The organism is Arthrobacter ipis, assembly GCF_014694315.1.
Classification (GTDB): Bacteria; Actinomycetota; Actinomycetes; order Actinomycetales; family Micrococcaceae; genus Arthrobacter; species Arthrobacter ipis.
On sequence record NZ_JAAOXD010000009.1, the window covers coordinates 344,522 to 368,169 of the forward strand.

Consider the following 23,648-nt stretch of genomic DNA (forward strand, 5'->3'; position numbering starts at 1 on the left):
CTGTCAGGTTTCACCGGCAAATACTCCACCTCATCCGCCTCCCCGGATTACACCGCTCCCACCAACTGGAGAACCATGAGCATGTCCACCCACAGTTCGAAGACGAACCAACGCCGGGTCGCCTTCGCCACCGTCATCGGCACCACCGTCGAATGGTACGACTTCTTCATCTACGCCACGGCCGCCGGCCTGGTGTTCGCGCAATTATTCTTCGAACCGGCCGGGGCCTCCATCGGTCTCCTGTTGTCATTTGCATCCGTCGGGATCAGCTTCCTCTTTCGGCCCCTCGGCGCCTTTCTGGCCGGCCACTACGGCGATAGAATCGGCCGCCGAGCCATGCTCGTTCTGACACTGGTCCTCATGGGTTCGGCAACTACCTTGATCGGCTTCCTGCCGACTTACGCGACCGCTGGCGTTATCGCCCCAGTCATGCTCCTCATGCTGAGGATCCTGCAAGGTATCTCCGCGGGCGGTGAATGGGGAGGTGCTGTCCTGATGGCAGTCGAGCACGCTCCCCGTGACCGCCGCGGACGGGCCGGCGCGTTCCCCCAGCTGGGCGTTCCGCTCGGGTTGCTCCTGGCATCCGGTGTTACGGCGCTCATGACCGGTGTAGTCTCCCCCGGAGCGGCGTTCCTCGAGTGGGGATGGCGGGTTCCCTTCCTGCTAAGCATCGTGCTGATTGTCGTGGGCTACTTTGTCCGCCGGGCGGTGGACGAATCCCCCGTCTTCCAGGAAATCGCCGCAGCCAAGAAGCAGCCCAGAATACCGATCGTCGAGCTGTTCCGGCGCCACGGACTGCTCGTGATCATCGCGGCCTTGATCTTCGCAGGCAACAACGCTGCAGGCTACATGGCAACCGGGGGTTTCATCCCCAGCTACGCCTCCAGCCCCGCGGTTGGTCACGGACGCACCGATGTGCTCGTCGGAATCGCTTATGGCGCTGCCGTCTGGCTCGCCTGCACTTACCTCGCCGGGTACCTCTCTGACAGAATCGGCCGTAAGCGGACCTATTTGGTTGGATTCAGCGCTCAACTGCTGGCTTGCTTTCCGCTCTTCTGGTTGATCAACACCGGATCCCTGCCGATGCTCTATCTCGCACTGACCATCTTCAGCTTCGGGTTGGGATTGGCTTACGGCCCTCAGGCCGCGCTGTACTCAGAAATGTTTCCCGCCTCGGTGCGTTTCTCCGGCGTCTCCATCTCCTACGCACTTGGTGCGATCCTCGGCGGCGCTTTCGCCCCGACAATTGCCACAGCTCTGGTCCAGGCCACAGGCGGAACCGAAGCCGTCTCCCTGTATCTGGTCGGGATGACCCTTGTATCCCTCGTGGCCGTCTCCTTGGTCCGCGACCGCTCAGGCCTGGACCTTTCCATCCGCAACCAAGCCGAACAGGAAGTCGGGGCACTCATCTTTGACCGCCGAACCGCCACCCCCTCGAACGAGGCCGCCCGGACCAACTGATCACTCCCCGTCCTCGCACGGCGATCCGTTTAAGCCGGCGAGGGAGTTGACGCACAACAGAAGAGGACTCCACGCCCGTCACGGCTTAGCGTTGAGCCTCTGGATGACTCGTCAGCCTGGGCAAGGTTGCGGGCCATCTTGGCCCCGGCGGACCGCTTTCTCCTGGAACTCGGAGAGGGACTGGCATGCGCGCCATCAGGGCATAGAGGTGAAGATCATCGGACTCAGTCACATGCCAGCGTCCGGATCCGCCAACGCCTCGGTGGGGAACTTGGTGCCTGCCGCTGATTCCGCGGAAGCGATAAAGATGGAGGGCCGGATCCGGTCATAGGTGGCGGTCTTCTTCGTAGACGTCCGGGATGCCGTCCCTGTCAGTGTCGATTGCCTCTTCAGCCTCCACGGCGCGGTACTGACGGTTCCGCGTGATCAGAACTGCCGATGCCAGGAGCGCGGCCAGCAGTGACGCGGCGAGGATCCCTACCTTGGCGTGGTCATCGTGGGCGCTGCCCTGTGCGAAGCTCAGCTCCGCTACGAGGAGCGAAACCGTGAAGCCGATCCCCGCCAAGAGGGACATCCCGAACACATCGATCCACTTCAGGGAGCGGTCCAGGGATGCTCTGGTGGCCTTGGTGAGGAGCCAGGTGGTCCCGAGGATCCCTGCCGGTTTGCCCAGCACCAACGCCACGATGATGCCGATGGCCACCGGGTCGGTCACGGCCGAGATCAGACCGTCCCAGCCGCCCACGGCGACACCGGCGGAGAAGAACGCGAAGACCGGGACCGCGATGCCGGCGGAAATAGGCCGGAACCGGTGTTCGAATATCTCAGAGAGGCCAGGACCCGCGGAGGGGCCGCCGCTGGCCTGCGATCGGATCACCGGGATGGCGAACCCCAGCAGCACACCGGCGACAGTGGCGTGGATGCCGGATGCGTGCACCAGCGCCCAGGTGACCACGCCGAGAGGAAGCAAGATGACCCATGCCGCGACGGGTTTGGTCCTGAAAAAACGGCGGTACTTTTGGGCCAGGAACGTATAAACAGCCAGCGGGATGAGCGCCAGCAGCAACGGGCCGGCCTGGATGTCGCTGGAGTAGAAGATGGCGATGATGCTAATCGCGATCAGGTCATCGACCACTGCCAACGTCAGTAGGAAGATCCGCAGCGCGCTCGGCAGGTGCGAACCGATGATGGCCAACACGGCCACAGCAAAAGCAATGTCCGTTGCCGTGGGGATGGCCCAGCCCCGGAGGGTCTCGGGACTGGTGAGGTTGATCAGCGCATAGATAACTGCCGGGACCGCCACGCCTCCGACGGCCGCCGCGACGGGCACGACGGATTTACTGATTTGGCGGAGGTCTCCGGCGACGAACTCCCGTTTGAGTTCCAGGCCCACGAGGAAGAAGAAGATCGCCAACAATCCGTCGGCAGCCCAGGCCCCGAGGCTTAGCTCCAGATGCCACGGCTCATAGCCGATGCGGAAGTCGCGCAGCGCGAAGTAGCTGTCGGCAACCGGGGAATTTGCCCAGATCAGGGCGATGACTGCTGCAGCGACCAGCAGGATGCCGCCAACGGTTTCCTTCCGCAGGATCGCGCCGATGCGCAGCACTTCGCCGTAGCTGCCCCGCCCCAAAACGGACGAGCGCGGAGGAGCAGACGGATGGTCATTCATGAAGGTGTCCTAAACATGGGGTCGACAAAGAACATGCCGACCAGACTTCCCGGCTCACCTTCAGCCAGTCTACCCACTTAACGTCACCCCATCGCTCGTGGACGGCATCCCAGACGTCTCGGGCGAGATCTGGTCGCCGTGGGTCGACGACGGTCGGGCAGGGAGCTTGCGCGCCAAAGTCGCTCCGATCGAGCCCATGCCGATTATGCCATTTTCATGATTTGTCCCTTGCAAGGCTGCGCCACCCACTGATGGCGGCAGGATGTGATGATGGTGGGGTGAGGGCCACGGGCGCCGCGGCGGGAACCCCCCGGGCCGCATCCCCATCCCGGTCGGCGCCGACTGCGATGAGGCACAGCGCGTGGCCAGGCACCTCGTGGACGAGCCGGTTTCGACCCCTTCGACTACTCCGGCGTACTCGCCGACTCCTGGCGCCAGCAGCCGGGCTCACCCGCATACTGCACCGACCTCGGCCTCGAGGACCTGGAGCCGGCACTGGCTGCGGCGGACCGGACCGATGCCCCGCGCACGCGCGACTGTCTGATGGATCATTTCGGTTCCCGCATCTCCGCGCCCTCACTGGAGGACGTCGTCGACATAAAACCGCTCCGTCCACCACTGACACCCTCGCTCGCGTACGGGGCGGCACACCGGCGCCTTTGCCGCGGCGGCCCCTGAACAGTGGCCGCACCAGAACGCTAAGCTGGTGGGCATAAGCGCCAACTTTGTCCGCTACGCCCGGGGGTTCGCCTACGGGCAGAAGCTCCCCGCCCGAGGGAACCGATTCGTCGCCGTCGGGGTGCCTGACGACCGTATTTACCTCGATCGCAGACTGACCGGAACGAACGGCGCCCGCCCCCTTTCTGGCGCCAGGGACACCGGCTCGGGGATTCTAGTGTCGTAGATACCCTAGAGATTCGAGCACGGGCGCTTCACGCTGCCCAAGCGTCAAGAAAGTCAGGTACTAATGACCTCCCCCACCATCAATCACAACAGGACTGCGCTGGTTGTCGGCGCAAGCGGCATCGCCGGCTCGGCCATTGTCGAGCAACTGGATCGGAGCGGTGGCTGGACGGTTCTAGCGCTCTCCAGGAATCCGGTCGAAGGTTCGCCCGCCAGGCACATCTCCGCGGATCTGTTGTCAGCGGACAGCCTCACCCTGGCACTTAGCGATGAGAAACCCACACACGTCTTTTTCACCGCCTGGGCGAGGCAGGACAGCGAGCAAGAGAACATCGCCGTCAACACAGCGATGCTTCGCAACCTGCTCAGCGCCCTGAACGGTGCCCCCGTCCAACACGTGGCACTGATGACGGGACTGAAGCACTACCTGGGCCCGTTCGAGTCATACGGGGCCGGCCCAGTTCCCGACACGCCCTTCCGCGAGGAAGAGCCCCGGCTGCCGGCGCCGAACTTTTATTACACCCAAGAAGACGAGCTCTGGGCGTCAGCAGAACGGCAGGGGTTCCGCTGGTCCGTGCACCGTTCACACACCGTGATCGGCCATGCCGTGGGTAACGCGATGAACATGGGCCTGACCTTGGCGGCCCAGGCAACCTTATGCAGGGAACTGGGCAAGGCCTTCGTCTTCCCCGGCTCCGAGACGCAATGGAACAGTCTTACGGACATGACCGACGGCGAACTCCTTGCTGAGCACATGCTCTGGGCCGCTACCACAGAAAACGCGGGCAACCAGGCCTACAACGTGGTCAACGGCGACGTCTTCAGGTGGCGCTGGATGTGGCCGAAGCTGGCTGCTTACTTTGGCGTAATAGCCGAAGGCTACGAGGGCTCGCCACGGCCGCTCGAGGAACAGATGCACGGCATGAGCCAAGAATGGGGCAAAATTGCCGCCACTCACGGTCTCGCCGAGGCCGACTTGTCACGCGTGGCATCATGGTGGCACACGGACGCCGACCTGGGACGCAACATGGAGGTTCTCGCGGACATGAGCAAGAGCCGCCTTGCCGGCTTTACCGGCTACAGGCGCACCGAAGACTCCTTCCGGCGGCTTTTCGACCGTTACCGCGCCGAGAAGATAATCCCCTGACCGCCAACGAGCCGGTTGCTGCGATCACGGTTCACCCTTCGACTTAAAGCCTGCTCATCCGATTCGCCCGATCCCTGCTCTCGCGGTCGGATCCGATCATTATCCTCGCAGGCCTGCCCGTAAGCCGGTCCCCCAACGCGTCACACATTGGAGCCGCGGACAGCCAAAAGGCCCACTGCGTTCCCAGGCTGACGAGATGTCGGCTATCGGCATCTTGAAGCGGCGAAGGGAGATTCCCCTGGGTCGACCCCGGTGCCCCCTGGCCTATTCCTCTCGGTCGATCTCCAAGTAGCTAAGCCCGCTCAAATCCAACCAGTATCGCGTTGGCGTTTCCACCAATCTCAGCAGCACGCCCTGGCAGTCGCGGCACCGCACCACAATGCCGGGCGCGTCGGTGAAGACCATGGCCTCGCCAAAAGCCCTGGCTGAGCCGCAATGCCTACAGCGTCCGAGCGCCGCGATGATGTCGATGCGGAACACTTCGGACAGGGCCCCAGCCGTGGCGTTCCCGTCCACATACGGAATCGGGTCATGGGGAGATGCTGCAATGTCCTGATCTTCCGAGTCGGGGACAGCGAAGTCGTCGGCGCCGTTCACCGGATACCTCCCGTCCCGCCAAACCGTTCGGTCTTTATCGACTCCGGCGAATAGCCGGCCATCACAAGCCAGTCCGCAACGGTCTCCACGAAAACTGTTTGACCGCAAACGAACACATCAGGATTCACCTCAGCAGGGAAGATCTTGCCCAAAAGGGTGTCCGCAGTAAGGCGCGCCGGCGTGGCCGGCCAGCCCTCCGGCGTCGAACGCGTATAGACGTAGTCGACCATCAGCTTGGCTGATTCCTGGTCCAATCGACGCAGCTCGTCGCTGTAAATCGAAGCGTCCGGGGACCTGAGGGAATAGAGCAACCTGAAAGGGGACCCATTATTGGAAGCCTGATGCGCGCGGATCATCGACATCAGCGGCACCACACCTGACCCTCCCCCGATCAGCTGCACCCGGTGCCCATTGCTTGGCCGCCAGACAAACCAGCCGCCCACTGGCCCCCGGATTTCCAACTGGTCCCCAACGGACAACTCCCGGACAAGGTAAGGCGACACTTCGCCGTCGGGCAGCTCGTCAACGGTGATTTCCAGGTGCTCACCCGTACTTGCGGATGCCACCGAGTAAGAGCGGATGGCGGTGTATCCGTCCTCGGCGGTGAGGCGGATGTCAATGTGCTGGCCGGCCAGATGTCCCATCAAGCCATCCACGCGCATCCGAATGGTCCGGGTTGTGGCGTTTTCAGGTACCACGCCCACCACCTCAGCGACATGCCATACGGAGCTCACGGCAAGAGCCTCACGCGTACCGCTCCTCGCGCCACGGATTGCCGTGAAGATGATAGCCGTTCGATTCCCAGAAACCGGGAACGTCTTCCCCTGTCAGTTCCAAACCATGAATCCACTTGGCGCTTTTCCAGAAATACAAATGCGGCACCAACAGCCGTGCCGGACCGCCGTGGGCCCGTTCAAGAGGTTCGCCATCGAACTCCCAGGCCACCCATGCCTTGCCGCCCAGGAGGTCCCAAAGCGGAACATTGGTTGTGTAGCCGCCGAACGAATGCGCCGTCGCGAAGTCGCTAGGCGTTTCCACGTTTTCGAAGAGCGTGTCCAACGAAACTCCACGCCACACCATTCCGAGTTTTGACCAGCTGGTCACACAGTGAATGTCTTTAGTGATTTCCTCCTGTGGCGAGGCCAAGAATTCATCCCAAGACCAGGAGAGCCGCAGGCCATTCTCCGTGGTGATGAAAAACTCCCATTCGTCGATGGGTATAAGCGGAGCGGGCCCCGCCGTCAGGACGGGAAAGTCCTGCGTTTCATGCTGCCCAGGAGGCAGTGCAGGATCTCGGACCGCCGTCCACGGAAACCGGAAGAAATAATACCCATGATGCACCTCCGCAGTGGAGCTCCACCCGGCCCAACGGCCGTTGTTGCCCCAACCATAGGGCAACGTCTGGGCGTGGTCTAGGCATCAACGGGACTCGGCCGGAGCGTCAAGCAAAACCAATGCCTGGTTGAAGGGAACAAGCTGTCGGCGGGCGAGTGGCGCCCCGCCAGGAGGGGGCCGGGGTTTGGGCTTTCTGCCCTGGTTAGAGTGAATGCGTGAAGACACTGGGGATTGATCTGGCTGCGGATCCGAAGAGAACCGCTGCCGGGGTCATTGAATGGCATAAAGGACAGGCGCAGCTTGTCCACTTGGCACTCGGCGTCACCGACGAAACCGTCGTCGAGCTTTTCGGAGCATCAGACGTGACCGGCATCGACTGTCCTCTTGGTTGGCCCCGCCCCTTCCTGCTATTCCTGCTCGGTCTTTCCCGCGACGATCCGGATGCCATTCTCCGTCATGACGGGTTGGCCGGGCGTCGCGAGCTTGCCTACCGGGCCACCGACCTGTTCGTCACGCACCAAACGGGCCTGATCCCGTTAAGCGTCTCGGCGGACCGGCTAGCGCACCCGGCCATGCGCTGCGCCGTGATTCAAGCCAAAATAGCCCGTGCCTCGGGCATTCAACCCCGGGACGGTACAGGACGTCTTATCGAGGTCTACCCTGCTGCCTCCCTGAGGATATGGGGTATCTCCGCCCGCAGGTACAAAGGCCGCGGCACGCCGGAGTCCGAAATCCGCGAGAACATTCTCGGGCAGCTCACCGCCGCAGCCCCTTGGCTGGACCTTGACGCATACCGCGACCAGCTGATCGCCTCGGATGATCTGCTCGATTCGGTCATCGCATCCCTCACAGCCCGCTGCCGCCAGCCAGGCCACCCTGCTGCCCGGCTTGCCCACCGGTTCGCTCAGCGAGCTGAACAAATTAGGCCGACTCCTGTAAAAGTCGGTGAATGTCGTGGACAGCGCCATGCCCGTTGATCGATCTCCTATCACCCGTGGGCAAAGTCGTGTCGCCCTCCCCCGTCTCTAGCGGGCACCGTCAATTTCACTCCCCTCATACGCATTGACGATTTACCTCCTTGGACATTTCATGAGCGCACGGATGGAAACGGACATGACGAGGCCCTGCGCTCAAGGAACGCCGGCGGCCAGAATCAATCGAATGACACCTAGCATCGTCATTCCTCCGGGTTAGCGGGTCAGCGCGATCGCGACTTCGCCGCCGAGGGACACGTTGCTTCGGTACACATCGACATTTACATCCACGCTGCGGCCATTCGTATCGCTCTGGATGAAGTCCAAAAGGAACGGTGTGGTGTCCTTGCCGCTGATCCCGTTCTTCTCTGCCTGCGCCCACGCCCGGGAGAGAATGTCGTCGAGTTCGGCCGGAGGGAACTGCTTGTCCTCTGCGATCGGGTTTGCCAACAGGATGGCAGATTCGATGTGCAGGTCATCGCGTGCGCTGCAGATTGCTGCAACTTCGTCCGGGGTGCTGACCGCGTACTCGATCGCAAACCCCGAGTCGGAAACGTAGAAGCCGGGGTACTTCTTGGTCTTGTAACCGACGACCGGGATGTTCAGCGTTTCGAACCGTTCGAGGGTGGCCGCGACGTCCAGGATGGATTTCACACCGGCGCTGACGACGATGATCGGGGTGGCCGCCAGGGTAGTCATGTCGGCAGATTCATCGAAGGATGTTGCCGCACCGTGGTGAACTCCACCCAAGCCGCCGGTTGAGAACACTCTGATGCCGGCGCGGTGTGCCAGGAACGCCGTTGCTGCTACGGTGGTGCCGCCGTGGAGCTGAAGAGCAGCGGCTACGGGAAGATCGCGGAGGCTTACTTTCTTCACTGCCCCGTCGTTGGAGAGCGAGGTGATCTGCTCAAGATCGAGTCCTACCGTCGGAGCGCCTGCGAAGACACCGATCGTTGCAGGAACCACCCCTTGACTGCGGAGGCATTCCTCGGCTTCCAAAGCAACTTCGAGATTGCGAGGACGCGGAAGGCCGTGCGTGAAAATGGTCGATTCTAAAGCGACGACAGGGCGCCCTCCAGCAACGGCCGCGGCCACTTGCTCTGAGACGTGGAATGCGACCCTGCTGCGGGTGGATGACACGGTGGTCTCCCGGTAGAACGTGATCTGACCTGACTCACCAAGGTTCCCGCACGCGAGAACTAACAACAAGACATCGCCTCCCTGGCGACGGCGTCTTCCAGCGGCGCCGGACCGAACGTCATAGCGTTTTCTGCGGGGCGATCGGCCCGGCCCAGACCCGCGTATTGATGAGCTCTCTCGTACTCAGCCATGCTGGCCAGCAAAGTCAGTTGGAGCTTCCCCTGAGGACTGGAAGGATCCAACCGGTACACGATCGAGTGCAGCCGGATCCCCTTGGACCTGAAACCGCTGACCGTGCTCAGGACGTCGAGAACATAGGAGCATCGCTTCGCATCCCGACTTCATGGCGGGAGCGTGACGCGGCATTACTCCTGAGCTCCGATAGTGTGGGCCCATGCCCATCGAAATCCCTGCCGCAGAAGGCACCGCTGAGGCCATCGTCACCCGGCCGTCCAGCGCAACCGGCCCTGTTCCCGGCGTCATCCTCTACATGGACGCCTTCGGCCTGCGCCCCCGAATCCAGGAGATGGCCCAGCGCATCGCCGACTGGGGCTACGTCGTGCTAGCGCCGAACGTTTTCTACCGTGAAGGATCCATGGCCGAGCTCGCCCCGGCCATGGACATGTCCACCCAGGAGGGCAGGGAAGCCGCAGGCAAGGCTGCCTTCCCCCGGGTTGGCCGCCTGACGCCGGACAAGGCGCTGCCGGACATCGATGCGTGGGTGTCCGCGCTGGCCGGGCTCGACGGCGTGGCTCCCGGCCCGATCGGGACCACCGGTTACTGCATGGGCGCCCGGCTGGCTGTACGCACCGCAACCTCCCACCCGGATGTGGTGGCAGCGTGCGGCGGCTTCCACGGCGGCGGACTGGCCACGGACGAGCCTGACAGCCCGCACCTCAAGCTTGGCAACGCACGCGCCCGGTTCGTATTCGGCCACGCGGACCACGACCGCAGCATGGCTCCGGACGCCGTCGCCCGGCTCGGTGAAGCCCTACAGACCGCAGGGCTTGAGGCGTCCAACGAAATCTATGCAGGGGCGCCCCACGGGTACACCATGGGCGACACCCCCGTCTTCGACCCTCAAGCCACGGAGCGGCACTTCCAGGAGCTGCAGGCTTTGCTCGACGGGACGCTCAAGGGCTGAGCACCCCGCGGTTACCGCCCCCGGCCGGACTGCCAATTCGAATCGCTGGCCGGTCAGGGCCGACCATACAGCCAGCCGTCCAACGACCCCGAACCGGCACTGCAGACGCGGGAGATAGGTGCAGCCATCATCATCCGTCGCTCTCCTCCGTCGGGCCGGCGGCCGCCGCGGGCATGGATGAGCTGACCCTGTTCACCGGAAAGCCTCGTCGCGGCCGTCGCAGGCTTCCTAAAGGGACAGGCCCCACCAATGCCTGGCTTATGGGTTCCCGGACGTGGTGATGGCCGCGACAACCTTGCCCATCAGGCGCCCGGCATGTCCTGCGTCTCCACGCTGCCCGCGCGCTCGTAGACCAGCGACACTGCCCCCTTCGGGAAGGTGCGCGCCGGCTCGGCGAGGCGGAAGGAGGCGGGGACGGTCCCGGCGTCGAAGATGCGCTTGCCCTGCCCGAGGGTGATGGGATAGAGCCAGAGGTGGAGGCGGTCGAGCACGTCCGCCGCCAGCAGCGACCGGATGAGGACGCCGCTGCCGAACATGTGCACCTCGTCGAACTCTTCACGGAGCCGGCCCGCTGCCGCCGCGTTTGGCAGCACCTTGGTGCCCGCCCACGCCGGATCAACCAGTGAATTGGAGACGACGAACTTGGGCACCCGGTTGAGCGTGCCGCCGATCTCGCCGGACTGGTGCGGCCAATAGGCCGCGAAAATGTCGTAGGTCTTCCGACCGAGGAGCAGGGCGTCGATGCGGCCAATTTCCTCGCCGATGGCAGCGCCGGCCTCGTCATCGGACACCGGCGCCTGCCAGCCACCGAAGGCGAATCCGCCCGCGGTATCTTCTTCGCTGCCGCCCGGCGCCTGATAGACGCCGTCGAGGGTGACAAACAGGTTGGCGACGATGATTCCCACGCGCCCATTCTGGAACAGGGTCTAATCAGTGTCCATAGCCAGCGGCCGTGACAGACTGGTGCCATGCTGCTCGACGAGCTCGTGAGGACCTCGGAATCCGTCGCGGCCACCCGCTCCCGGCTCGCCAAGGTCAACGAACTGGCAGGTCTCCTGCTCCGGCTCGACCCCGCCGACATCCCGACGGCGGTCGGCTTGCTCACCGCCAAGCCTCGCCAGGGCAGAGTCGGGATCGGCTGGAGCGGCATGAGGGCGGCCAGGGGCGAGCCGGCTCTTGAGCCAAATCTCACTATCGCCCACCTCGACGCTGCGTTGGACCGGCTGCTGGCAGCCGAAGGCGCTGGCTCGACCGCGGAACGCGCCACCACCCTTCGGACTCTGATGGCGGAAGCCACGGAGCGGGAGCAGGCCTTCATCGCCGGCGTGCTGCTCGGAGAACTCCGCACCGGTGCACTCGAAGGCGTACTGACGGAGGCGGTCGCCCGCGCCGCCGGCCGGCCGGTCGAGGCCGTACGCCGCGCAGCGATGCTCTCCGGCGATCTCGGCGGGACCGCCCTGCTGGCGATCACGGGCACCGCGGCCCAGCTTGACGCGGTCGGCCTCGTCGTTGGGCGTCCCGTGCAGCCCATGCTCGCCGCAACCGCGGCCAGTGCCGGCGAGGCGCTGGAGGCGACGGGGGAAGCGTCGGTGGAATACAAGCTCGACGGCGCACGCATCCAGGTGCACCGTGCCGGCGACGATGTGCGCATCTACACCCGCACCCTGGCCGAGGTGACACACCGGCTGCCTGAGGTGGTGGAGGTGGTGCGTGGACTGCCCGTGCGCGATGTGATCCTCGACGGAGAGACCCTGGCCCTCGATGAGGACGGCGGCCCCAGGCCGTTCCAGGAGACCATGTCCCGGTTCGGGGCGGATGCGGTGCGCACCACGCTGCTGCATCCGTGGTTTTTCGACGTGCTGCACATCGACGGGCGCGACCTGCTCGACGAGCCGCTGTCCACGCGCGTCGGCGTGCTCGAGCGCATCGCCCCCGGGCACCGCATCCCGGGGAAAATCACTGCGGATGCGGCTGTTGCCGAGAGAGTGTCGCGCGATGCGCTTGCCGCGGGCCATGAGGGTGTGGTGGTGAAGGCGGTGGGCTCGGCCTACGCCGCCGGACGGCGGGGTTCGAACTGGATCAAGGTGAAGCCGGTGCTCACCTACGACCTCGTGGTGCTCGCCTGCGAATGGGGGTCAGGACGGCGCACCGGGCTGCTGTCGAACCTGCACCTCGGAGCCCTGGACCCTGTCGGCGAGTTCGGCGAACCCGGCGGCTACGTGATGGTGGGCAAGACCTTCAAGGGCCTCACCGACGCGCTGCTGCGATGGCAGACCGAAAGGTTCCAGGAGTTGGAGGTGCGGCGTACGGCGGGCACGGTCTGGACCGAGCCGGTCACCGTGGTCGAGATCGCCATCGACGGCGTCCAGCAGTCTCCCCGCTATCCGGGTCGAATCGCCCTTCGGTTCGCACGCGTTAAGCGCTACCGTGACGACAAGACGGCCGCGGAGGCCGACACCATCCAGACGTTGCGCGCCCTGCTGCGTACCCCACCGGCCGGAAAGGCATCGCCCGCGCCGGCGGAGCCAGATTCGGGAGGAGACGCCACACTTGCGTAAATTGATGGTTTAGCGTTATCGGTGCCGGCGCGTGCAGGAACTTCAGGTCCAAGCAGCGGCGAAGGTCATGGTAGCCGGCGATCGTCACGTGCCGAGTTCTCCGGGCCCTGGCTGAGGATCCTTATTAGGAAGTTGCTTTGATGGAGGGAGGCCAGTGAACAAGAACCGTCTGGAGGCGTTCAGTGATGGTGTGCTCGCCATCATCATCACGATCATGGTGCTGGAACTCCGTGTGCCGGACGAACCGACCTGGCGTGGTTTGGGGTCCGTCCTGCCCACGTTCCTCAGCTACCTGCTCAGCTTCGTCTACGTCGGAATTTACTGGAACAATCACCACCACATGATCCATCTGGCAAGCAGGGTCAACGGCGCGATCCTCTGGGCCAATCTGCACTTGTTGTTCTGGCTTTCACTAATCCCGTTCACCACCCGCTGGATGGATGAGTCCGGCTTCGTGCAGATCCCGGTGCTGACGTACGGGATCAACTTGCTGTGCGCCGCGATCGCCTACTTCATCCTGGAACAGGCACTGATCCGCCAACAGGGCCGGGATGGCCCCCTCGCGCAGGCAATTGGCCGGGACTGGAAAGGCAAAACGTCGCCACTGATTTACCTCGCAGGCCTTGGCCTGAGCGCAGTCCAGCCACTGCTTGGGGTTGCGGTCTACACCATCGTGGCCCTGATCTGGCTAATTCCTGACCGCCGGGTTGAGCATTTCGTCACCCGGGCTCACCGGGACTGACCTTCGACTAATTCCCGCGGGTCCGGTACGACAGGAGGAGGTAGCTGGGTGCGGGAGGTCGAAGGGAAGATGTGCAGGCCGAGTTCGCCGGGGGCGAGCCACCGGCGCTTGGCTTCTTGATTGTCCTCATGGGTTCGGGCTGCGGCGGCAACCTCGGCTGCGCGTGCGACTGGGACGACTATCACGACGCCGTCGACGTCACCGATCACGACGCCGGGGTTGATGAGGGCGTTGGCGCAAGCGACGGAAACGTTGACCGATCCGATGGTGGCTTTGACGGTGCCTTTGGAGTTGATGGTGCGGCTGAAGACGGGAAAGTCCATCTGCTGGAGCGTCTCTACGTCGCGGCAGCCGCCGTCGATGATAGGTCCTTCTGCGCCTTGGCGCGGAGCGAGGTGACGGCAGCCGCAAGGAGGCGAGTATGATTTGCGGGATTTTCTAGCCGCGAGCGCATGCGACCCCCTCCGCGCGGCGTCGTTGAACGCTTCCGGACAGATCACATGGGGGGGAGATCTGCAAAGCGGAAAAGAGTTCGCAGAATGGACCGATCGGCCAAAGCGCGGCTGTTCAGTGAAATTTCAACCCACGATCAGCTTCCGCTGTCTAATATATTAGTCCTATACTAGATGTGGTCAATAAAGATCGAACGCCAACTCGATGAGGAGTGGAAATATGCAGCAACTCGCGCACCGGCTTGAACGCCTAGGCACCGAAACCGCCTTCAGCGTGGCCCAAGCCGCGGCCGCTTGGAAGGCTAAGGGGAACCTGGTTTACCCCTTCCATCTCGGCGACATCAACATCCCCACCGCCCCGAACATCGTGGAGGCGATGAACCGGGCGATCGCTGACGGCTACACCGGCTACTGCCCCGGCCCCGGCATCCCGCAGCTGCGTGAAGCCCTTGCCGACGATATCGGCTCGCGCCGCGGTATTGAGTTCTCCCCCGAGAATGTGGTGGTGATGACCGGCGGCAAGCCCGTCATCACGAAGTTCCTGCAGGCTGTCATGAACCCCGGCCAGGAAGTGCTCTACCCCAACCCCGGCTTCCCGATCTATGAATCGCAGATCGAGTACCTCGGCGGAACGGCGGTGCCGTACCGCTACGTGCCCACGAGCACGGGCTTCGCGATCGACCTCGAGCAGATCCGCGCGTCGATCACCCCGAACACGGTCGCAATCATCTACAACGACCTGCAGAACCCCATCTCAGCCGAGTCGACTGCCGCTGAGCGCGAGGCCGTCGCGCAGCTCGCGATCGAACACGACCTGTGGGTACTCTCCGACGAGGCTTACTTCGAGACCCGCTATGAGGGTCTCTCAAGCTCGATCACCTCGATTCCCGGCATGGCCGAGCGTACTGTCATCCTCTACACGTTCAGCAAAAAGTTCGCCATGACCGGCTCACGCCTCGGCTGCGCCGTCGCCCCGCGTGAAATCGCCCAGGTGCTCAGCACTCTCAACACCAACGACGAGTCCTGCACCACCCACTACGTGCAGTGGGCCGGCGTCGAAGCGCTCCGCGGCCCCCAGGATTCTGTGCAGCAGATGCTCGACACCTTGCAGACGCGCCGCGACACCGCGTGCGAGCTCGTCAATTCCATCCCCGGCATGCACGTCGCCGTGCCGCAATCAACGTTCTACCTGTTCCCCGACGTCACCGAGGTCATGGAGCGTATGGGTTACGCAGCAGTCGGCGACTTCGCCTCTGACGCCCTGTACAAGACCGGCGTCTCCTTCTGCACGCGGGAGCACTTCGGCCGGCGACTGCCCGGCGAGGACCGGCAGTACATCCGGCTCGCCTATTCGGGCATCGAGGCGGCAGCTATCCGCGAGGGCCTCGGACGCCTGCGCGAATGGATCGTGACGGCATGAGCCGGGTAGTCGTTACGGGCAGGGTGCCCGACGCCGCGCTCGAAAAGCTTCGTGCCGAGCACGAGGTCGATGCCTGGGCCGGTCCCGAGTCGATTGGCCGCGAGGAGCTCCTGCGCCGCGTGGCGGGTGCCGATGCCATCGTGAGCCTGCTCACCGAACGCGTCGACGGCGAACTGCTCGACGCCGCGGGCCCCCAGCTCAAGGTTGTCTCTAATGTCGCCGTCGGCTATGACAACATCAACGTGCCGGCCTGCACGGAACGGGGTATCGTCGCCACCAACACACCCGGTGTTCTCACCGAGGCGACGGCCGACATCGCGTTCGGGCTCATCCTCATGGCAACCCGCCGGCTCGGTGAGGGCGAACGGCTCATCCGCGCCGGCCAGGCGTGGAAGTGGGGCATGTTCTTCCTGCTCGGCAGCAGCCTGCAGGGCAAGACCCTTGGTGTCGTCGGGATGGGCGGCATTGGCCAGGCGACAGCACGCCGGGCCAAGGCGTTCGGTATGGACATCGTCTACCAGTCGCGCAGCGAGATCGACCCCGCCATCGCCGCGGAACTGGGCGCCCGGCGGGTCGACCTCGACGAGTTGCTGACTGTTTCCGATGTCATTTCGCTGCACTGCCCTTACGGACCGGCAACGCACCACCTCATCGGCGCTGAGCAGCTTTCAGCGATGAAGAGCTCCACCTATCTCGTCAACACGGCACGCGGACCCATCGTCGACGAAGCAGCGCTCGCGGCCGCGCTGCGCGAGGGCGTCATCGCCGGTGCCGGGCTGGACGTCTTCGAGCACGAGCCTAAGGTCCACCCCGAACTGCTGGACCTGGAGAATGTGACGCTCGTGCCGCACCTCGGCTCGGCCACCGTCGAGACGCGCACCGCCATGGCAGTACTCGCCGCCGACAACGCCCTCGCCGTGCTCCGGGGCGAGCAGCCGCCCACACCGATCGGTTAGTAAGGACGGACAAGTAGTACCGGTGGGCCTGGATGAAGCGCCGGTCCTGGAGGCGAGATAATGGGCCAGCTTTCGCATCCTCCGACTCACTTATCGTGTCTACTTCGGGGTTTGTGCCCTCAGTAACAAAGTTGGCGCCGGACTTGGGAGTCCGGCGCCAACTGATTGACCGGATTGCAACGGCAACGACGGGTGAGGGCATCACCTATGGGGGCAACGCCGTCGTTGGTGTGAGTTCAGGCAGGGGACCCGCACGCTTCGAACCGGTCCGCCCGCCCGACTCCACAACAACTGTCTCCCAGTGCCGCAGCCGCCATGCTGCCGACGGGCTAGCGAGTCCAGCCCCGACGATGACCACATCCGCCACGGGGCTTATCGGCCAACGGGCGATTCGACGTCTCACCAGTCCGCCATGTAGTCATCCAGCAGGGATGGCATGAACAGATATGAAGGATCGACCTGGTGGCAGGGCCGGACACATCCCGACACCTGCTCTACACGAATTCCGAGGAGCGCGTCGTCGCGGCTGAGCAGCAGTGCCCGTTAGCAATCGACGCCGAGGCAGCTGAGCCACACTAAGAAGTAAGAGAAACGGTGCTAAGCGTGCCTGCACACTGCGCCGTTCCCTTACTTGCTCCGGTTACCAGGACGGCAGGTTCGGCAGGGGGCCGTCAGCCTCGACGTTTTCGGCAGCGCCGCGAGCCAGCCACTCGAGCAGTCCCTCGCGGTCGGACGAGACGCGCAGGGCACCATCCCCGATCACCCACTCGTCGCGTTCCTCCGTCACCAAGGTCATTCCCGGCGCTCCTTTGGCGCGCATCGTGCGCACGGCAGCCTCAATGGCGTTGAGCACCGAGTCCGGGTCAGCCTCTTCGATGGTCCAGGCGGTGTCGAGGTCGTGATGGTGGACGACGACCTCGGCGATCCGCAACGCCACGATTGATGTCGCGGGGATCTGCTTGCCGTGAAGGTGCACCTCCTCGACCGCGAGCTCCCCTCCCAGCTGCTGGGCCTGCTCCGCAAAGTATTGAGCGGACTCGCGCAGCCGGCCAAGCAGTTCCTCACGGGGCAAATTGGCAAGGTCCGAAATGTCCTGGGCGCGTGCCTCCTTCGAGGCGTACAGCTGCTGCTCTTCGCCAGTGAGTGCCCAGCTAATGAGGTTGACCAAGGCGCGGCCGTTCGAGGCGAGGTGGGCAATGACGTGGGCCCGTGTCCACCCTTCGCACAGGGAAGGGACAGTCATTTCATCGGCGGACAGTGACTCGACGGTGGCCATTAACATGTCGGTCTCCCTGCCGAGGCGGGACAGGTCCGAGTGCAGGCGTGCGGGGTTGATCATCTATTCACCCTATCGATTGGCACGGCGCGCCAACCAGCGGTCCACGCCTCATATCCATACTGAATTCGTACCGATTCGGACGAGTCGGGTACTTGTGTAAGTCGCAGACGGCATTGCCCCGCCGCAGCACGCAAGTTGTGAACTCCTCGATAGCCAGTCGCCGTTGAACCGGAAGAGCTCCCAGGCTCTGCACGCCGCGGTCTAGGTTCTGGTGGATACTGAGCTGGAGAGCCCGAAGTCGCTCGCGTTGGCCAACTCCAGTGCCGGCCTCCTCGCTCCTATTTTTATGCAGCGACTGTCGTGCCCTCTTCATTGATATGGCCAATGTATAGATCACCCCCCGGCCCGAACCCGGGTAATTTCCTCATATGGCGAGCCTCACAGCGCTGCCACACTGGACGACGGGTGCAACCTGCGTACCCCTACCGCATTACTTTCATGCTCCGTCAGAGAGGACAGGCATATGGCAAAGTCGCGTGACGTCGTCGCCGAAGATCCGCGCACAGAGGCGCGCACTGCAAACTGGGTGGCGTTCGTCATCTGCGCCGCACTCTTATTCGATGGGTACGACCTCGTCGTGTACGGCACCGTCCTGCCGGGGCTGCTCGCCGACCCAACCCAGATTGGCGCCTTCGATGCCGCCGCAGCCGGCCTCCTGGGCTCGTGGGCACTTATTGGGGTGCTGGTCGGGTCGCTGATCTGCGGCGCCGTCGGTGACTTTTTCGGCCGCCGCCGGCCCATGCTTTTGGGCATCACCTGGTTCTCGGTAGGCATGTTCATCACGGCGCTCACCACGACCGTAGAGGCCTTCGGCGCCATGCGGTTCATAACCGGGGTGGGACTAGGCATTGTCCTTGCCAGCGCGGGTGCGACCATGGCGGAGTTCGCACCGGCAGGCAGGCGCCAGTTTTACAACGCTATCGTCTACTCGGGCATCCCGGCCGGTGGCGTCTTCGCTTCCATCATGGGCATCCTGTTCCTCAATAACATCGGTTGGCGAGGACTGTTCATGATCGGCGCCCTCCCCCTGGTCCTGCTCGTGCCCATTGCGTGGTTCAGGCTTCCCGAATCCCCGCGCTGGCTGCTGGCGCGCGGCCGTGAGGAGGAGGCTCAGGCAGCCGCCAGACGGACGGGCGTTCCGCTTATGGAAGAGCGGCTTATTCGGCAATTGGGCGCGGCCCCCCAGAAGGCCGGCTTCGCGGCTGTGTTCTCCAGTCAGTTCGCCCTGCCCTCGATCCTCTTGGGCATGATGTCCTTTTCCGGCCTGCTGCTGACCTACGGCTTGAACACGTGGCTGCCGAAGATCATGGAGGGTTACGGCTACGGGCGAACGTACGCCCTGTTCTTCCCGCTGGCGCTGAACCTCGGGGCTGTGGCGGGAGGCCTGCTGCTCTCACGTTTCGCCGATAAGCGCGGTCCACAGCGAGTCATAGCCTTCACCTTCGTAGTGGCCACCATCTCCTTGGTTCTGATGACCTTTGGCTTCCCGCTGCCCTTGCTGTTCCTGTGCATCGCCATCGCCGGAGTAGGTACGCTGGGCACCCAGGTGCTGGTTTACGGTTTCCAGTCCAACTACTACACCACCAATGCCCGGGCCGCCGGCGTCGCATGGTGCGCAAGCGTAGGCCGCTGCGGCGGCATACTGGGACCGATCATCGGTGGCTGGTTGGCTGTTGCAGGCATCGGCGGGGCTACCGCGTTCTACATCTTTGGTGGCGTGGCCCTGGTGGGGGCCGTGGTGACGGTTCTGGTCCCCCACCAGCGGAAGCTGGAAGAGGCCGAGCACAAAGTCGAGGAGATGACGGAGCACCCATCAGAAGACCACATCGCCGCTACTTCCACAACCCATCACTGACCGCACCGCTGGCAGCTGCCGCCCTGGTGCGCGACCACTCCGCTATTAGGTCTGACGCATGTACTAGTTGTCCATTTTATGGTTACTCTGTGAATTAATGGCGTTCGGTCCTGGACCGGATACACCGGGCGGAGGAAAGGCATCCACAATGGAGATACGGCAGCTGAACTACTTCATCGCCGTAGCGGAGGAGCGCCACTTCGGCCGGGCCGCTGAGCGCCTCCACATGGCTCAGCCGCCCCTCTCGCAGCAAATCCGCCAGCTGGAGGAGCAGTTGGGTGTGCGCCTGCTCAACCGCACTACCCGTAGGGTAGAGCTCACGGCGGCCGGGCAGGAGCTGCTGACCCGGGGGCGGCAGATTGTCAACGCCGTCGGAACCCTCCGGGCGGACGTGTACCAGGTCGGACAGGGTGCTGCCGGGGTGTTGCGCGTGGGCTTCTCCGGCTCGGCGACCTATGGGGTTATGCCCCCGATCGTCCGCCGGGCCAAGCAGGAACTTCCGGGACTGTCGCTCACCCTGCATGGCGAGATGCTGACCCCGGCAATGGAGGAAGGACTGCGGGATGGCACCCTCGATGCGGCGCTGTTGCGTCCACCTGTCGCCTCGCAGGAGATCGAGTACCACGTGGTGACGCGTGAGCCGCTAATCGTGGCGCTGCCCTCCTTCAGTCCCCTTGCGGTGGACCGGCCAGTGTCAGTGCACGAACTTCAAGACCAAGCGTTCATTGCCTATCCCCCGGATTCTGTTCTCTACCGGACCACCTCAGGCATTTGCCGCAAGGCCGGTTTCCAGCCGCGCATCTCCCAAGTGATCAGTGAGACCTCCACGATGCTCTCCCTGGTGGCCGCCGGTGGTGGTGTAGCCATCATTCCAGCAAGCATCCGTGCCCTTCAGCTTGAGGGCGTGGTGTATCGGGACATTGAGGAAGCCCCCGAAGTTGAACTCGCCGTCGCTTGGCGGCGTGAGGACCGATCCGCGCTGCTCCACAATTTTCTCGGCGTCGTGCGCACAGCGACGACAGATCTTCCCAGTAGTCACGTTTCCTCCCCTCCCGGAACGCGATAACGGTTGCCTCATGGACATGACCTGTCCTCAGTCCGCGGCCCGAAACCGTGCCGCCAGTTCACTCCGGGAGCGGATCCCCAACTTCCCGTAGATGCGCGTCAGGTGGTACTGCACGGTCTTCTCGGCCAGAAACAGGCTACGGGCAGCCTCCTTGTTGGTTGCGCCCGCGGCCACTAGCTCGGCCACAGCCTGCTCCTGGGCCGTGAGCTGGACCTGCGGGCGGGTCACGGCGGCGAGCACGGCGTCAGAAGGGTCGGGCAGGTTGCCGACATCAAGCCCTGTCGCCTTCAGCTCCCGGTCGCATCTGTCCACGTACGTGACAGCGCCCAGGGAATCGTAGAGATCCCTTGCCACGCGAAGCACTGAGGATGCCAGGCGTCTCTTACCGGCCCGTCGCATGCTCTGCCCGAAGGCAAAGCTCACCCTTGCGCGCAGGTACGGCCGGTTAAGCCCGCGCAAATGTCCCAGTGCCGCCTCGAAGTGCTCCCGGGCCGTGTCGGGATCCCCTTGGGCGGCAACGAGCCGGCCCCTGGCCCACGCCATGCGTGCCAGGTCAGAGGGCACTGCCCGCTCCCGCCGCACCTGCTCGAAGGCTGTGAGGAACGTGTCGGCGAGGTCAAGCTGGTCCGTCATGACCAGGGCGTTGACGTAGGTGTCTTGCCAGGGCCAGAAGGACACCCGGTTCTCTGTCCAAGGATCCAGCTCCGTGAGGGGCTGCAGTACGGCCAGAGCGCTTTCATAGTCCGCACGTGCTTCATGGAAACGCGCCCGGGCGAGACTGGCCGGTACCTGCATGGCACGGTAAGTGCCCGGCTGCACGGCCGCTTGGGAGACGTAGTACCGCGCCCGGTCCCAATCCCCACGCATGGACCACAGTTCAGCGGCGGTCCAGTACAACAAAGGGCGGATCAGCGGCATCCGCGAGGTCTCGAGCCGCACCGAAGCATGGGCAACGGTGGCGGCGGCCGCATCCCAGTTACCGAGCACGAGGTGGGTGCGGGCCAGCCACGCCTCGGCCCACAGGGAGATCCGCAATGATCCGCCCCGGAACTCAGTCGGGGCAGCGGCTTCGAAGTTTACAAGCGCTGTCTCGGCGTCGTCCAGGCGCAAGGCCAGCCAGCCGGCACCCATCTGCACACGCTGCTTCTGGGCATTCTCGGAGGCGTGCTCGAAGGCCCTGCGATAGGAACCCTCTGCTTCGGACAGCCGGCCCTGGGCGTAAAGGCCCAGCCCGTAGATGGCCTCGGATTCGATGTGGGCCGGGGTGCCTGGCTTCGTGAGGGTCATTGCCTGCTCCGCCCAACGGGTGATGAGCCGGCCGTCCCACGAAGCCACCCCGTGCAGAACCAGGCGTTGGGCCACCTGCGCGGCGGCCACCGGGTCCCGCTCCGGATTGCTCGTTCTCCAGGCCATTTCCAACTGGGTCTGGGCACTGTGGTTCTGTCCCGACGCCGTGGAGAGGTAGCCAAGCACGGAGGAGCGCAGCGGTGAGGGCGCCATGGCGTCGACTGCCGCGGCCCACATCTGCGCCTGCGCCATGTTGCCGGAACCCACGAGGGCGTCTACTGCTCTAAGGAGCCGATCATGGATGGTGCGGGGGTCCGCGGAGAGCCTCGACGCGGAGAACAGTGCCGTCGAGACATCGCCCCAGGCTCCCACGACAGCCTGTTGGCGGGCGTACTCTTCCAGCTCCGCGGCCAATTCTTCGTCAGCGCCTGGTGTAGCGGACACGCGGTGGCCCAGGCGATCGCCCTCAAGCTGCACGGTTTTCGCAGCCCGTCGGTGCAGGTCCATCCGCCGGCTGGGTACGATCTGCTCATAGACGGACTCCGTGGTGCCAGCCTCAAAGAATGTCACCACCGAGCGTGACTGTTCTACTGAAAGGCCCAGCAATCCGGCTCGATGGCCCTCGTCGAGTGCATCCATCACAGACGCGACTCCGCTGACATAGGCAACCTCAGCTATGCCCGCGCTGCTTCTAAGCACAGACGCGGCCTCCGCCACGGCGACCAGCTCCGGAGACGCTGCGTGGAGGAGACTGCGCACTCGGGCGCGCACGCGGGAACTAGGCGGCAGGGACGAAAACCACGTCTGCCAGGTTTCCGGCGGAAGCTCAGCCAGGAGCTCCACAACCGTCTGGGGCAAACCACCGGTATGCTGCACTACGCCGTGGGCCGCCGTCGCGCTCATGTCGATGCCGAACTGGCGCAGGGCGAGCTCCTGAACCTGCTCCGGTGACAGTGGTTCCAGCGGAAGGCGGGAAACTTGATGTCCGGTGAGGAAGGCGAGCACGCCGGCGGGTACGAACTGTGCTTGAGTGGGGTCCAGAGTGACTACGAAAAGGATTCGCTTGGAGCGGAGCCGTCGCATAACGAACACGAGGACGTGCAGGCTTTCTGCATCCAGGTGCTGGATGTCGTCGACGGCAACGACCACGCTCCCGTGCGATTGAAGCCCATCGAGGTGCGCATTGAGAGTCGAGGCGTAGTTGGCCACTTGGGCAGGGCTAAGAGCACCGGCCAGATCCGATGCCGGCGCCGCGGCCCGATCATGGTCCTTGGCCGAGCGCAGGGGCGGGGTGACCATGAGCTGGGAGTAGCCAGCGAGGGGGAACTGCGCCTCCCACTCGTCGCCGGTAGCGGACAGCACCCGCACACCACGTGCCACGGCGCGGCAGTGCTCCAGGAAGTGATCCAGCACAGCAGTCTTGCCGGATCCCCGTGGGCCGCTGAGCACCACTGAACGTACGGCCCCCTTGCGCACGGTGCGCAGCGCCTCCAGCAACTTCTCCAAGACCTCAGCCCTGCCGAGGAGCGCCAGATCTTCCTCGCTGTCGCCGTGGTGAGGGCCGGGGATCATGCTGGCAAGCTTACTCGAGCGCGGCATTTGC

General features: G+C 64.1%; 20 protein-coding genes. 10 read left to right on the forward strand and 10 right to left on the reverse strand.

The genetic code is table 11. From position 1 onward, the window contains the following. Window positions 1–75 precede the first annotated feature (75 nt). Window positions 76–1,461, forward strand: a complete 1,386-nt coding sequence (locus tag G9E11_RS20325) for an MFS transporter (RefSeq protein WP_190609118.1) — start codon at window positions 76–78, stop codon at window positions 1,459–1,461. Window positions 1,462–1,786: 325 nt separating this feature from the next. Here G9E11_RS20325 and nhaA read toward each other — a convergent pair whose 3' ends face one another. Then, window positions 1,787–3,130, reverse strand: coding sequence for a Na+/H+ antiporter NhaA (gene nhaA, locus G9E11_RS20330; RefSeq protein ID WP_190609119.1), 1,344 nt, complete (start codon window positions 3,128–3,130; stop codon window positions 1,787–1,789). 967 nt (window positions 3,131–4,097) lie between these two features. On the opposite strand from nhaA, the gene G9E11_RS20335 reads away from it, so the two are divergent. Next, window positions 4,098–5,180 carry an SDR family oxidoreductase gene (locus G9E11_RS20335; protein WP_190609120.1) on the forward strand — a complete coding sequence of 361 codons (1,083 nt, stop codon included), beginning with the start codon at window positions 4,098–4,100 and terminating at the stop codon, window positions 5,178–5,180. 264 nt (window positions 5,181–5,444) lie between these two features. Here G9E11_RS20335 and G9E11_RS21325 read toward each other — a convergent pair whose 3' ends face one another. From G9E11_RS21325 to G9E11_RS20350, 3 genes are read right to left on the reverse strand one after another with little or no spacing between them, the layout of a single operon-like run. Further along, a complete protein-coding gene (locus tag G9E11_RS21325; RefSeq protein ID WP_311764435.1) occupies window positions 5,445–5,777 on the reverse strand; it encodes a DUF6510 family protein in 333 nt (110 codons plus the stop codon). After that, entirely contained in the window at window positions 5,774–6,475 is a 702-nt protein-coding gene (locus G9E11_RS20345; protein WP_311764436.1) for a ferredoxin reductase, read from the reverse strand. The genes G9E11_RS21325 and G9E11_RS20345 overlap by 4 nt, the downstream gene beginning before the upstream one ends. A gap of 46 nt (window positions 6,476–6,521) precedes the next feature. After that, window positions 6,522–7,118 (reverse strand): molybdopterin-dependent oxidoreductase, encoded by a 597-nt coding sequence (locus tag G9E11_RS20350; protein WP_311764437.1) that lies wholly within the window; start codon window positions 7,116–7,118, stop codon window positions 6,522–6,524. A gap of 209 nt (window positions 7,119–7,327) precedes the next feature. On the opposite strand from G9E11_RS20350, the gene G9E11_RS20355 reads away from it, so the two are divergent. Then, window positions 7,328–8,089 (forward strand): DUF429 domain-containing protein, encoded by a 762-nt coding sequence (locus G9E11_RS20355; RefSeq protein ID WP_190609121.1) that lies wholly within the window; start codon window positions 7,328–7,330, stop codon window positions 8,087–8,089. Between the two features lie 213 nt (window positions 8,090–8,302). On the opposite strand, the gene G9E11_RS20360 is transcribed toward G9E11_RS20355, so the two are convergent. Both G9E11_RS20360 and G9E11_RS21670 read right to left on the reverse strand, forming a co-directional pair. Continuing rightward, a complete protein-coding gene (locus tag G9E11_RS20360; protein WP_190609122.1) occupies window positions 8,303–9,226 on the reverse strand; it encodes a pseudouridine-5'-phosphate glycosidase in 924 nt (307 codons plus the stop codon). 59 nt (window positions 9,227–9,285) lie between these two features. Next, window positions 9,286–9,528: a recombinase family protein gene (locus G9E11_RS21670; RefSeq protein ID WP_190609220.1), complete on the reverse strand. Its 243-nt coding sequence runs from the start codon at window positions 9,526–9,528 to the stop codon at window positions 9,286–9,288. A gap of 92 nt (window positions 9,529–9,620) precedes the next feature. On the opposite strand from G9E11_RS21670, the gene G9E11_RS20370 reads away from it, so the two are divergent. Beyond that, complete coding sequence (locus G9E11_RS20370) at window positions 9,621–10,370, forward strand: dienelactone hydrolase family protein (protein ID WP_190609123.1); 750 nt, start codon at window positions 9,621–9,623, stop codon at window positions 10,368–10,370. A 302-nt stretch (window positions 10,371–10,672) separates the two neighbouring features. Here the strand turns inward: G9E11_RS20370 and G9E11_RS20375 are convergent, their stop codons facing one another. Then, window positions 10,673–11,275, reverse strand: coding sequence for a dihydrofolate reductase family protein (locus G9E11_RS20375; protein WP_190609124.1), 603 nt, complete (start codon window positions 11,273–11,275; stop codon window positions 10,673–10,675). A 63-nt stretch (window positions 11,276–11,338) separates the two neighbouring features. On the opposite strand from G9E11_RS20375, the gene G9E11_RS20380 reads away from it, so the two are divergent. Then, on the forward strand, window positions 11,339–12,928 hold the full coding sequence (locus G9E11_RS20380; RefSeq protein ID WP_190609125.1) for an ATP-dependent DNA ligase: 1,590 nt from the start codon (window positions 11,339–11,341) through the stop codon (window positions 12,926–12,928). Window positions 12,929–13,082: 154 nt separating this feature from the next. Further along, window positions 13,083–13,670 carry a TMEM175 family protein gene (locus tag G9E11_RS20385; protein ID WP_190609126.1) on the forward strand — a complete coding sequence of 196 codons (588 nt, stop codon included), beginning with the start codon at window positions 13,083–13,085 and terminating at the stop codon, window positions 13,668–13,670. Here the strand turns inward: G9E11_RS20385 and G9E11_RS20390 are convergent. Then, window positions 13,658–14,170, reverse strand: a complete 513-nt coding sequence (locus G9E11_RS20390) for an RraA family protein (protein ID WP_311764438.1) — start codon at window positions 14,168–14,170, stop codon at window positions 13,658–13,660. The genes G9E11_RS20385 and G9E11_RS20390 overlap by 13 nt on opposite strands. A 172-nt stretch (window positions 14,171–14,342) precedes the next feature. Between G9E11_RS20390 and G9E11_RS20395 the strand changes: the two genes are divergently transcribed. After that, window positions 14,343–15,542 (forward strand): pyridoxal phosphate-dependent aminotransferase, encoded by a 1,200-nt coding sequence (locus G9E11_RS20395; protein WP_190609127.1) that lies wholly within the window; start codon window positions 14,343–14,345, stop codon window positions 15,540–15,542. Continuing rightward, entirely contained in the window at window positions 15,539–16,498 is a 960-nt protein-coding gene (locus tag G9E11_RS20400; RefSeq protein ID WP_190609128.1) for a 2-hydroxyacid dehydrogenase, read from the forward strand. Before G9E11_RS20395 ends, G9E11_RS20400 begins: the two co-directional genes overlap by 4 nt. Before the next feature lie 640 nt (window positions 16,499–17,138). Here the strand turns inward: G9E11_RS20400 and G9E11_RS20405 are convergent. Next, window positions 17,139–17,837 carry a maleylpyruvate isomerase family mycothiol-dependent enzyme gene (locus G9E11_RS20405; RefSeq protein WP_190609129.1) on the reverse strand — a complete coding sequence of 233 codons (699 nt, stop codon included), beginning with the start codon at window positions 17,835–17,837 and terminating at the stop codon, window positions 17,139–17,141. Between the two features lie 463 nt (window positions 17,838–18,300). Between G9E11_RS20405 and G9E11_RS20410 the strand changes: the two genes are divergently transcribed. Both G9E11_RS20410 and G9E11_RS20415 read left to right on the forward strand, forming a co-directional pair. Continuing rightward, window positions 18,301–19,692 (forward strand): MFS transporter, encoded by a 1,392-nt coding sequence (locus G9E11_RS20410; RefSeq protein ID WP_190609130.1) that lies wholly within the window; start codon window positions 18,301–18,303, stop codon window positions 19,690–19,692. Between the two features lie 148 nt (window positions 19,693–19,840). Then, a complete protein-coding gene (locus G9E11_RS20415) occupies window positions 19,841–20,758 on the forward strand; it encodes a LysR family transcriptional regulator (RefSeq protein ID WP_190609131.1) in 918 nt (305 codons plus the stop codon). 27 nt (window positions 20,759–20,785) lie between these two features. Here the strand turns inward: G9E11_RS20415 and G9E11_RS20420 are convergent, their stop codons facing one another. Continuing rightward, complete coding sequence (locus tag G9E11_RS20420; protein ID WP_190609132.1) at window positions 20,786–23,617, reverse strand: AAA family ATPase; 2,832 nt, start codon at window positions 23,615–23,617, stop codon at window positions 20,786–20,788. Window positions 23,618–23,648 lie beyond the last annotated feature (31 nt).

Excerpts from the sequence above, each read along its gene's own strand:
- nhaA (WP_190609119.1), bottom strand. The coding sequence starts at position 3,130 with ATGAATGACCATCCGTCTGCTCCTCCGCGCTCGTCCGTTTTGGGGCGG.
- G9E11_RS20370 (WP_190609123.1), top strand. The coding sequence starts at position 9,621 with ATGCCCATCGAAATCCCTGCCGCAGAAGGCACCGCTGAGGCCATCGTC.
- G9E11_RS20410 (WP_190609130.1), top strand. The coding sequence starts at position 18,301 with ATGGCAAAGTCGCGTGACGTCGTCGCCGAAGATCCGCGCACAGAGGCG.
- G9E11_RS20380 (WP_190609125.1), top strand. The coding sequence starts at position 11,339 with ATGCTGCTCGACGAGCTCGTGAGGACCTCGGAATCCGTCGCGGCCACC.
- G9E11_RS20405 (WP_190609129.1), bottom strand. The coding sequence starts at position 17,837 with ATGATCAACCCCGCACGCCTGCACTCGGACCTGTCCCGCCTCGGCAGG.
- G9E11_RS20335 (WP_190609120.1), top strand. The coding sequence starts at position 4,098 with ATGACCTCCCCCACCATCAATCACAACAGGACTGCGCTGGTTGTCGGC.
- G9E11_RS20400 (WP_190609128.1), top strand. The coding sequence starts at position 15,539 with ATGAGCCGGGTAGTCGTTACGGGCAGGGTGCCCGACGCCGCGCTCGAA.
- G9E11_RS20420 (WP_190609132.1), bottom strand. The coding sequence starts at position 23,617 with ATGATCCCCGGCCCTCACCACGGCGACAGCGAGGAAGATCTGGCGCTC.
- G9E11_RS20395 (WP_190609127.1), top strand. The coding sequence starts at position 14,343 with ATGCAGCAACTCGCGCACCGGCTTGAACGCCTAGGCACCGAAACCGCC.
- G9E11_RS20415 (WP_190609131.1), top strand. The coding sequence starts at position 19,841 with ATGGAGATACGGCAGCTGAACTACTTCATCGCCGTAGCGGAGGAGCGC.
- G9E11_RS20325 (WP_190609118.1), top strand. The coding sequence starts at position 76 with ATGAGCATGTCCACCCACAGTTCGAAGACGAACCAACGCCGGGTCGCC.